We start from the raw sequence: 11096 nt of genomic DNA, 5'->3' as shown, positions 1-11096 counted from the left end.
ATTTTAGCATAGTTTTTATTAAACTGTCAAGTCAAACCGTTTACTATATTACTAATATTGAAAAATGGACAAAAAGTTCATTCGTTCGCCCTGCAAAAGCGACCGTTATTCATCATGATAACAGCAAGGAGTTGGATCTTGATTTTCCTCAGGACTGCTACTGTATCGGCAGTTTCGAAACCGACCTCCCCATATTTATTCAAAGCAGCGTCACCGGATTCGTCTATTCCTGCAATGCTCACGGGCCAAAGGGCACCATGAAAAAAATTGCCGATAACTTCTGGGAATTTATGAATACCGAAGTTGAATACTGGAGGGATTTTGCCGCAAAACATAACTCTAAAGGCCATTAATCAGGCACAGCATTCTAGTGACATTTTTCCGGGACTGTGAGCGCTCCGGTATCCTGGGGAATCATGACTGAGATGGATATTAGCCGCTTCAGAAAAGCGGCTTTTTCTGCTCCGGAACCCGCCATTCCGCCTCCTCTGCTGCGCATTCCATCCACCCTGTACAACAGAACAGCCGGGAATCACCCCGGCTGTTCGCTTTAAGTCTTGTCATAGAGAGAATCCGGACTTCGTTCAGCCATCTCAGCCAGCTTCTTCCTCCTTCACATCCCAGACCTGCCTGTTGATCTGCTGATCATGCTCGTGTTCTAGATTCCGCACCGCCGTCAGCACCTGGGTAATCCGCCCGTCGTCCGCGATCCTGGAGGGAATATAGGTCATTTCACACCATTCATCGGCCAGATTCTGATACCTGAGATATATAAGCGGCTTCCCGGCAAGGCGTTCTCCCAGCGTATCAAGATCGGTAAACCGGAACATCATCTCCCGGTGCCGGTTGCAGACAAAGGTCTCCATAAAGAAATTCCGGGCCATATCATAGGGCTGCTTGGTTACGCCGGTTCTTTCCATCATGGACACTGGCATGACATACGGAACAAAAGTCCTGTCGTCAAGATTAAAGGCAACGAGTCCCGAGTAAACATGACGGAGAGCATGGGTTACGGTTCTGAAATGCTCCTGGGTAACCCGATCCGGTTCCACGGTTCTGGTGGTGAACAGAATGCGGGATACCGTCCCCTCTTCGTTTTTCTCCAGAACAAAGATCTCCACTCTGAAGTAGCTGTCATCCACCGCGCTCTGGAAATCGCAGGAGATAACAGTGTCATCGTCCAGGCGTTCTGAAAGAGTATCGAACTCCAGGAATTTCAAAAGCCTGATATGGTGTTCCGGCTTCACCAGTTCGGAGACGGCATCCTTGAGCTTCTGACCGATATTGCTGGCCCCGAGATCCAAAAGCCGGTGCATTTCATAGCTGGAGACGATCTCCTCGCAGACGTTATTCGCAATATCAATGCTGAGCACGTTACTGAAAATCGAAACAACTTTCTCAAGGATAAGCCCCTGCTCCCTGTTGTCCGTCAGGGCAAGCAAATTCTTGTCAGCACTCTTCTTCTGCGTGTTCTTGCTGAAAACCATGCTGGAATTCTGATGCAGGAGGAGCTCATAGTTTTTGTTAAGGCGTTTTGCGGTGTCAATGGCCGCCTCAAAGGGTTCCGGCTTTCCGAAATAGTACCCCTGAATCATTTCGCAGCCGATGCTTTTCAGGAAATCCAGCTGCTCCTGAGTCTCCACCCCTTCTGCTAGGGTGTGGATGCCCAGAGCCTTGGCCATGTTCACAATGGGCTTGATAATGGCCTTGGAACGGGGACCGAAATTCCGCATGAAGCCCATGTCGATCTTGATTTCGTCGAACTCAAAATCTCTCAGGGTACTGAGAGAGGAATAGGCGCTGCCGAAATCATCCATAAGCACATCGAAGCCCGCTTCATGAAACCGGTTGATCTCCCCCTTCATCTTATCGATGTCCGACATCACTGTGGTTTCGGTGATCTCCACCTTGAAAAGCTCCCGGGGCAGCTTATAACGCTCGGCAATGGAAATAATCTCGGTAAAGGGATCGCACTTTACAAAATCGGTACGGGAAAGATTGAAGGATACCGGCACCACGCTGATTCCCCGGCTGATGGCTTCCGTAAGATCCCGGGCCACATGCTCAATAATATAAAGATCCAGCTTGTAGGTCAGGGAATAATCATCCAGCACCGGAATGAACACTCCCGGAGACACCATCCCCATCTCGGGATCGATCCAGCGGGCCAAAGCCTCATACCCGCATAGCTTGCCGCTCTGGGATATTACCTGCGGCTGGTAGTAAACATGGATGTATTCCTTTTCCAGAGCTTCGTCGATATGTCCGATAATGTAGTCTCGGTTCAGAATCTCATTGCGGATCTTCTTGTCATAGTAGACAAAGCAGGATTCATGATGCCGTCTTTCATAATCGCAGGCGATTCTGGCGTTATCGCAGGCCCGGGACGCATTCACCGGATCATCCTCTGATTCCTGCACATAAATGCCGGCCCGCACGGAAAGGGTGTTGCCGTCGTTTACCTGCGCCATCTCCTCAAAAATCAGGGAAATCTTTTCTTCCAGCCCCCTGACCCCGGTATAGGCATAAAAGTGATCCTCGCCGAAACGGGAGCACTGCATGATGCCGAAGTGCTTCTTAAGGATATTGGCAAAACTGACAATAAGAGCGTCTCCTCCGGAAATGCCGTACTTTTCATTAAACATCTTAAGGCCGTTAAGATTGAAGGAGACCATGGCCGGAGTATCGCCCCGCTTGAATATCACGGTGCGGGCATTGTTGCATATGCTCAGGAAACGTGACATGGTAGGAAAGTCAGTCAGGATATCTCTTTCGTCCCGGGCAAACACTATGAAAAACAAAACGAGATCGCCCAGATCCCTGTCGCGGGTAAAGCTGCAGAAAAGCTCCACGTCCCGCATCCAGTGGCCGGGAGACGGGCAGTTCCCCATCAAATGAAATCTGCTGACATAACTGGCGCCATCCCTCCGCCAGCCAGACAGACTGGAATCCACCACGGAAATATCGAAATCAGGAGCCAGCCGGCGCCAGCTGCCTCCGGTAACCTCCAAAAACTGCTCCTCAGTATGACATTCGATAATTTCCAGAGCCTGGGAATTGGCGTAAAGGATCTCGCCGTGCTCGTCCGCGCGGCTGATCATAAAGCCGCCGGGCAGGCAGGAATACTGTGAAAAACGCTCAAGAACTCCGGGAATCTTTCCCAGCTTGCTGTTTATGTATTCAACTGTATGTTCCGAATCTGAATTAACCATCACAAAAACCTGACAAACGGTCAGCAGTCAACAACATAGTCACGGTGCCATGCACCCGCAGATCTTATCCCGTTTCGGAAAGCGGCGTTCTGGTTACCGCTCATCGCGTCATAAAATTTATTATTTCGGAAACAGCCGGTCTCACTGCTTCAAGACCTTCCGTATAGACTCTCAACTTTCCCATTTTAGCCGATCCCGGGATAAAAACTGAGCCGTCCCTCAACTTACATGAAAGTTTTACCGTAAATCATGTGACCGTTTTCAGATTTTTGACACATCGCGCGGTAACACGATCCGGTCATGATCAGAAGAAACATTTCGGGTAAGGCTGCCGGAGGAGAACCGCACCGGCGGAGAACTCCGCAAGCGGGAAATGCCCCGGGGAACTCCCCGGGCAAAAATCCGTCCGGAACAGCAAAAACTATGCTAAAACACGCCCCGTTAACATTTTTTTGCATTTGTGCCTGTATAATACAGTGTTTCAAGAAGTAAGAATCTCGGATAAAGCCAGGGCCGGAACATGCCGGCGGATCTTTGCGGCAAATCTCCTCCGGAGAAGGCAAAGACCAGAGTTTTATCCCACAGGAACATGAATGATGAAAAGACTTGCAATCTACAGCTATTCCGGAACTCAGGGAATCGTTGCCCCTTACGCGCATCACTTTCTTAAAAACCTGCTTCCCTGGTGTCATGACATCATTTTTGTAACGCCCCGGACGCTGATTCCCGAAGAACAGACCAGCCTGGGCCGCGTCGGCATCCAGATCGTGGAGCGCTGCACACCGGGAACCTCGGTAAACAGCTTCATCAAGGGCTGGGAAAACGTCCGGGATCCGGAAAAGTATGACGAGCTCATCCTGTGCGATGATCAGGTTTACGGGCCGGTTTTTGAGCTGGATCAGCTGTTTAAGAAAATGGAGGATTCCTTCCTGAACTGCGATCTCTGGACCGTGTTCAGCCAGACCCCGAAAAGCTACGCCAAAGAACTGGACACTCCGGAAAGAACCCGCCCCGATGACTCGGCCTTCAGCTTTATCGCCTTCAAGAAATCAGTGTTTACCGGCAGCGCCTTCAAGGAATTCTTCAGCCGAAAGGAGCAGATCTGGAACTCCATTCCGGAACAGGTGGCCGGTTTTGAGGTTCCCCTGCTGGATCGGCTGGAAAAGGAAAACTTCAAGCTGACCTCCTTTGTGCAGTCCCGCCGCAGCGCCGACTTCTGGTACTCCGGCACCCTGCTTCCGGCAGAGGCCCTGAACGAAGGGGCTCCCTTGGTCAAAAAGGAGGTATTCACCTGCTCCGCCGAAGCCACTCTGGATCACGGCCGGGGCGGTCAGGCCAGACAGACTCTGAAATTCCTGATGGAAAAAACCTCCTACCCCACAGAGCTTATCTGGCAGGATCTGCTGGCGGAGCGGCCTCTTTCGGAACTCCGGGATCACCTCTGCATTTCCTGGATCTTCGAGGGAGACGCCCGGCCCCGGAAAAACATTTCAGAGATCCTGAAAAGCCGGATCATGCTGGTTCTTTACGTGGAATCCTCCGAGGATCTCCGGGCGGTGTACGACCTCATTGAAGGCTTCAAGCCTCTGGCGGACATCTATGTGATCTCCCCGGACAAAAAAACGCTGGAGGAAGCCCGGAACATCATTCATACCAAGTTTTCCAAGCTTCTGGAGTTCTGCCACAAGGAGCTCAGAAAAGGCGGTGTTACCGCCGCTCTGGAGCTGGATCTCGGCAAGAATGTCAAAAACTATGACTTTGTCTGCGTGCTGCAGGGTCCCGGCTCCCTGAATGCCGATGAATGGGGCACCCGAAACGAGATCTTCAGAAATGCCGCGGACAATCTGGCGGTCAGCGCCGCCTTTATCGGCAATGTCATCAGCACCTTTATCGACAATCCCCGGCTGGGGGTGCTCACCCCGCCGTCCCTCAAATGGGGGCCGGTCTACTCCTCGGAGTACGATGAACAGGAAAACGCCCTGCCGGAAATGAAAAAGCTGTTCAAGGAATTCAAGCTGCAGGTTCCGGAGGATCCCGTCCCCGTGCAGATCCCGGGAGGCATGCTCTGGTTCCGCACCTGCGCCGTGGCCCCCCTGTTCGAAAAAGGCTGGAGCTACAGCGATATTCCGGAGCCTCAGGGAAGTCAGCGCCGGAAAACCCCGCCGGAGGTTCAGGTTCGCCTGGCCGCATTGCCCTATATCGCCCAGAGTCAGGGCTTTTACAGCGGCACCGTCATGAGCTCGGAGGGAGCTGCGATATATATGGCCAATCTCTCCCGGGTGGAAAAGGCCTGCAACGAAACCATTTTCCAGGTGCTCCCGAAAAAGGGCTACGCCAGAACCATAAACAGCTTCCGCCATCTGGCCGGCAGTCTGGAACGGGGCCGCCGGGAAAAGGTGCAAAAGTACACCGTGCTGAATATGCTTACCCTGGGGAAGGTGCCCTCCATAAACAAGAAGTTCAAATACCTTAACGAAGACTGATCCCGCTTTACCGGCCCCCGGAAATCCGGGAGCCGGCTTCCGCCCTGAAGGAATTGCCATGCTCATACTGAAAACCCCCAGCAGAAACACCGCCCTGTCGTTCCGGGACTACTTTGCCGGCAAGGGCATTCAGGTGCGGGTTACAGAAGACAATCAGCTTTTTATCGTGGAATCCGTTAAGGAGGAGGATGATTTTCTGGTAACGAAGGAGCTTAACTTCCTGAAAAACCAGGAGCATCCGGAAGACCTGATAGTCAGAGCCGCCTGGAATTCCGGAAGCTCAGATTCCGGATCTGATCTTCCGGCAGTTTCCGCCGGCCTCCCGCTTAACCGGATATGCACTTTAACCGGACTTACCGTGGTTGCCTGCATTGCGGTATTTCTCCTGCAGTCATTTATGGACGGATCCTCCGGCCGGCCGGTGTTTGACGCCCTGTCTCTGAATGCGGCAAAATTTCATGACGGGGAATACTGGCGGCTGATAACCCCGGCGTTTCTGCATTTCGGATTCACCCACATCGGCTTCAACACCGTGATCTTTGCCGTACTGGGCTGGCCCCTGGAAAAGTATCTGGGCGCTTTCCGGCTCCTCGCGCTGATCCTGATTTCCGGCATTACGGGAAACGTGGCGGAATACTGCATTCTGGCCGCCGATCATGAAATGTCTCCGGAAAACTTCGGCGGTCTCTCAGGAGTGGTAAACGGCGTCATCGGCTACCTGGCCGTGCTCTCCCGCCATCCGGATCTGCCGCCTAAGATGCGCTTGATACCGGGGCTCTTCACCTTTACCCTGATTATGATTGTGGTGGCCGGACTCTTCTTAAACGGCATTGCCAATGCGGCCCACGTGGGCGGACTTCTGGCCGGCATTCTTATGGGCGCGGTGGATTTCTTCCTGCTCAAAACCGGAAAGCTCGCCTTCCGGGTACCGGAAAAGGAATAACGCCAATTTGAAAACGAAGGCAGAGGGAAGCGGGCCGAGAGAGAAACGAGCTGTAAGCTGTCCGCGCAAACCTGACACAGCGGCATACTCCAGACCTGTTCAAGAATAACAATGCTTTCAGGATATCGCGCCGGTTCGCTGTCAGGTTAGAAATCTTTTCGCTTATCCCGCTGCCTGCAGGCGATATCATATGCCTCCATCTCCATGGCCCTGCGATACCCTGCTTTGCGGGACATTTTCTGCGAATTCTTATCGAGTCAGCCAGGGTATGGCAGGCTTTGGTATCGTTATCGCGGCTGGCTTCCGGAAGATACAGGTTCTGATGATCCCGGGGCTTTTCTGAAAACTCCGCTTTCCCGGAATCTGGCAGCAATGTCGCAGCGCTTTTTAGCGGGATCGATCTCGCAGGATCGATCCAGAGCCAGGCTTTTTTCCGCCCTCAGGTCATCAGGAAGCTCCAGAGCATAATAGTAGCAGGCCTCGCTGAGATTCATTTCATCACAGCCCTGCTTAAGATACAGCAGCCTTTCCTCCGAAGTGAGCATGGGGGCCTGCCGCTGTATCGACATTATAACGGCAATGGCGCAGCTCATGGCATCTTCCGCCCTGCAGGCTTTGTTTGCTGTCCTGTAGGCAACTCTTTCGCGCCCCTCCTCAAGCTCCTTCCTGGCCCTGTAGCCGCACCCGCCCATGTATCCGTAATCGCAGCTCCGGATCATAAGGTTCATGGCTTCCTGCTGTTTTTCGGCGTCCTCCGGGAAAAATCTGATCAGGTATCTGGCCTTGCCGTGGCAGCTCATGCCGTCATTGAGAGAACAGCCATGCTCCAGGGCCCTGAGAGGAAGGTCATGGTTTTTCTCAGTCAGCAGATTCTCATAAAAAAGATCGGCAAATTTATTGCAGGCCCGGGGATTTCCCTGATTGCAGGAATCCCTGAAGCAGGCCGCTGCATCGTTAATTCTGGATTTGTCCAGATAATAAAGGCCGTCATCCAGCATGGCTCCTGCGGTTCTCCCGCTTCCCGGGCAGGTTCTCGGGATACCCTCCTCTTTTTCAGGAGGCGCTGCCTTACGGGTCTTGGCTCGTTCAGCGTCATAATCCATCAGCCATGAAGGCAGTTTAATCTCGCCGTTCATAATGGGCGGGAGAAAGATGATTACCATGACCCAGATGACGAACGTAGTGATTATCATCTTGATCAAACCATACGGACTGAACTCCGGGTTCCCGCGGTAACCGAGAACTTTCCGGGGTTTCTTATAGTTTATTTTGTCAACGGAGCTTCTCCGGGAATGACTGAAAACCTTGGGGCCTTTGCTTTCAGAAGAAGTGCCGACAGATCTTCCGGAAGACGGATTCCAGTCTGATTCCCCGTCGAAGATTTCGTTATACCCGTCGTCATCGCTGTCATCAATCATGGGACACCTGTTTTTAAACCAAATATTTCAGGAAAAGTTCTCAGGGGAGAGCCGGCGGCAGATTTCCGCCGTTTTTTTCCTGTCCTCCGCTGCCCGGGTATTTTCGGTACATGTCGCAGGCCTTCTCGTTCTTCATGCCGCAGGCTGCCAGGTAGACATCCGCCGCCTTCTCCCTCCTTGCTTCAGGGGAGAGAGCCGGCATTTGCTCGTAGCGGGCTGCCAGCCTGAAGCAGTAATCCATGTCCTTATTCAGACAAAGCTCCCGGTAGGCAAGAGACTTAAGATCCGGCGCAGTTTCGGAGTCTGTCTTCTCCCGGAAAAGATCCGCGAGTTTGCAGTACCTGCTGTCCGGGGAGATCCGGCAGGCGTTTTCCATGGCCAGAACCCGGTCTCCCGCGCTGCTGTCGGGAAGCTCAAGGGCGTACAGAAAACAGACTTCGTCCATTCCGGCCTCATAGCATCCTCTGTTAAGGCGCCGGTATTTGTCGGGTTTGGAAATGTCCGACATTCCGTACTTTAAGGAAATCACGGTCTGAATGGCGCAGCTCCTGACATCATCCCTGCGGCAGCCCTCGACGGCAGTCCGGTAAGCATGGACAGGACGTCCCTGCGCCAGCAGGCTTTCAGCTTTCTGGCCGCAGGCAGAGTAAAAACCGTAATCGCAGGCCTCTGTTATAAACCGGAAAGCCTCCTTCTGCTTAACTGCATCATCCGGATAATCCCTGAGCAGCAGTCCGCCGCTCATAAAACAGCCTGCTGGTTCATAATAAGAGCAGGCCTTGCTCAGCAAAGAGGGAGGATCGTCATGGGGCGAAGGCTGCGCCTTGTTTTCATAATAAAGAGCTACCAGATCCCTGCAGGATTCGTAATGTCCGTAATCGCAGGATTTCCTGTAGAATACTGCGGCTTTTTCATAGTCATTCTGCTCGGCAAAGCCGCGGCCCGCCTCTGCGCAGGAATTTCCGGTGTTGCAATCAGTGATGTTCCGGTTTCTGTTCAATGACTCGGGACTTGCATTTCCGGACTCATGGGCTGTGTTTCGGCTTTGGGAGGATGCTCTTTTTTCGGCTATCATGACCCCGCAGTAATTCAGGAAAAAGACAGTGAAAAAACAGATAAGCACCCCCAGCGTTACAGCCCTGAAGGTGCTGGCCTTTATATTAGACCTTTTGTAGATGTATCCGTTCTCGATGAAATACTCGGTATCCCCGCCGGAGTCTTCTCTGTCGTAGTTCATATCGTTTTCCTGCTCTCGCGGAATTACATAAGCGCGTGAACCAATTTTATGTTAATCACTAAGAAACTTCATGAAGCCGTGTCTGATAATTTAACACTGATACGTGAATTTTACTGCCGGGGAAACGTCCCGCCGGATCCTGAGCGGGAACCTCGCGGCCCGGCAGGAATTTTCATCCTGCTCTGTTTCTGAAAATCGCCCTGCTCCTTTTCTAAGATTTCCCTATTCCTGAATTTTGTCTCTGCATAACCGGACATTCTCTGTCATAGTCGAAACCAGGCAACGGCAAAAGGTCCGGACGCAATTAAGGCAAATATTGTGTTTAAAAGGCGCCAGAACCAATCCGCAAAAGACACTGGCGATACCGAGCACCGACCTGGGCTTGTTAAAAAATGCCGGGCCAATCTGTATCCTGCGATCATTGCCCGCGAAACCATGATCAGCGTCTGCGCCAAGATCCAATCGTTCGAGGAGATTTTAATGGAAACTGCAAGGAAATTCAGTACGTCCCTTTTTCGGTTGCCATCGATACCCTGATGCGCTGCTTCAGGAAGCTGGCTGACAGGCTTCGCAAGCTCGAAAAACACTGCAGACAAGAACATAGAGAAAGCCTATGCAAGCAGCCCATGAGATGCTGAACGAACGGTTCCGGCAACAGGGAAAATTCTTCCGGAGCTTCATGGGAGGCTCCAATCGAACATGAATGACCTGATATCGCTAAAGTGAAATTACCAGAGTTGTCAAGGGAGCGAATTTTTGTTCAGGCTTATCTTTGAGAGTAATGGATGACCGTTGCTATTGGCACGGGAAACTCGAGTTACAAAATATGAAGGACTAAAATCATCGCAAACGCTATGCAGCAATTTGGGCAACAATTTTAGTTTAACTGCAAAAATGACTGAGACGCTGCAACTATGTTTCACCCCCTGTTCCTGCCTGAACAACGAGAATGGTGTGCTACAATTTCAGAAGGATGAATTGCGGAAGACTGTTTGAACGGAGAACTAATCTCATGACAGCATTACAGGAAACAGCGTTTATTTTTTTTATTGCGCTGGGTATCTGGTGCGGCAGAACCGGCAGGTCGGCGGAGATCGCAGGGGCTTTTATGGCAATACTGATGCTGATCACCATCGTCAGTGTCTCTAGCAAGATGGCACCAGGGGATGTCCATAACGTAAACGGCCTGAAAGCGATGGGAGAATTGGTATTCACAACGGTTGGGGCCTTCGTTGCTTTTTTTATCAGTTATATCCCAAGCAGAAGCGGCAGCAAGTCCCAAAAATTCAGAAGAAAAACGTTCCTCAGAAAAACCGGACATCCGCAGACAAAAAGCAACATGGAAACCCCCGCTCCCGGAACTGAACCAACCTGGAAAGCACCCGCTGATCCGACCGGGGAAGCCCCTGCTGAACCGGAAGCTTCTTCCCGGGATCCGGAGGTTCTGACCTCTGAAATCGGGACTTCTGATAATTCAGAAACATCGGCAGGCTATTCAAAAGGAGATTCAGAAAATTCTGCAGCAAATACCGGAACACCAGCAGAGAAAATCCGGGCAGAACTGGCACGGCGTCATCTTCTTAAAAACCACACCCTGACCTTTGGCCGCTACTGTCAGAATAATGCCCCGGATTCTGAAACCCCGGTGGAATGGATAGTACTGGAACGTCAGGAACACGAAATCCTGGCGATCAGCAGGTTCATTCTGGAATGCCGGCCCTACAGCGATTTAAATGATTCCGAATCCCGGGATACCTGGCGCAGCTGTTCCCTCAGAACCTGGCTGAACCGGGAATTTCTGAA

General features: G+C 51.8%; 6 protein-coding genes and 1 pseudogene. 4 read left to right on the top strand and 3 right to left on the bottom strand.

From position 1 onward, the window contains the following. The coding region (locus ACJROR_RS04660; protein WP_406546081.1) for a hypothetical protein at positions 1-353 on the top strand (353 nt) is incomplete at its 5' end. Positions 354-593: 240 nt separating this feature from the next. Here the strand turns inward: ACJROR_RS04660 and ACJROR_RS04655 are convergent. Then, positions 594-3212: an EAL domain-containing protein gene (locus ACJROR_RS04655; RefSeq protein WP_406546080.1), complete on the bottom strand. Its 2619-nt coding sequence runs from the start codon at positions 3210-3212 to the stop codon at positions 594-596. 593 nt (positions 3213-3805) lie between these two features. On the opposite strand from ACJROR_RS04655, the gene ACJROR_RS04650 reads away from it, so the two are divergent. Next, a complete protein-coding gene (locus tag ACJROR_RS04650) occupies positions 3806-5695 on the top strand; it encodes a rhamnan synthesis F family protein (RefSeq protein ID WP_406546079.1) in 1890 nt (629 codons plus the stop codon). A 58-nt stretch (positions 5696-5753) separates the two neighbouring features. Further along, positions 5754-6638, top strand: coding sequence for a rhomboid family intramembrane serine protease (locus tag ACJROR_RS04645; RefSeq protein WP_406546078.1), 885 nt, complete (start codon positions 5754-5756; stop codon positions 6636-6638). Positions 6639-6925: 287 nt separating this feature from the next. Here the strand turns inward: ACJROR_RS04645 and ACJROR_RS04640 are convergent, their stop codons facing one another. After that, positions 6926-8056: a hypothetical protein gene (locus ACJROR_RS04640; protein ID WP_406546077.1), complete on the bottom strand. Its 1131-nt coding sequence runs from the start codon at positions 8054-8056 to the stop codon at positions 6926-6928. Between the two features lie 40 nt (positions 8057-8096). Continuing rightward, positions 8097-9293: a hypothetical protein gene (locus ACJROR_RS04635; RefSeq protein ID WP_406546076.1), complete on the bottom strand. Its 1197-nt coding sequence runs from the start codon at positions 9291-9293 to the stop codon at positions 8097-8099. A 1108-nt stretch (positions 9294-10401) separates the two neighbouring features. Between ACJROR_RS04635 and ACJROR_RS04630 the strand changes: the two are divergent. Further along, positions 10402-11096, top strand: a pseudogene (locus tag ACJROR_RS04630) (hypothetical protein); the annotation flags it as partial.

It is taken from the genome of Succinimonas sp., assembly GCF_045225735.1.
Taxonomy (GTDB): Bacteria; Pseudomonadota; Gammaproteobacteria; order Enterobacterales; family Succinivibrionaceae; genus Succinimonas.
The sequence above is the reverse complement of the archived record's forward strand: the minus strand, read 5'-3'. Positions and strand labels throughout refer to the sequence as shown.

What these genes read in the sequence shown, in the direction of transcription:
- ACJROR_RS04650 (WP_406546079.1), top strand. Translation starts at nt 3,806, where the DNA reads ATGATGAAAAGACTTGCAATCTACAGCTATTCCGGAACTCAGGGAATC.
- ACJROR_RS04640 (WP_406546077.1), bottom strand. Translation starts at nt 8,056, where the DNA reads ATGATTGATGACAGCGATGACGACGGGTATAACGAAATCTTCGACGGG.
- ACJROR_RS04645 (WP_406546078.1), top strand. Translation starts at nt 5,754, where the DNA reads ATGCTCATACTGAAAACCCCCAGCAGAAACACCGCCCTGTCGTTCCGG.
- ACJROR_RS04655 (WP_406546080.1), bottom strand. Translation starts at nt 3,212, where the DNA reads ATGGTTAATTCAGATTCGGAACATACAGTTGAATACATAAACAGCAAG.
- ACJROR_RS04635 (WP_406546076.1), bottom strand. Translation starts at nt 9,293, where the DNA reads ATGAACTACGACAGAGAAGACTCCGGCGGGGATACCGAGTATTTCATC.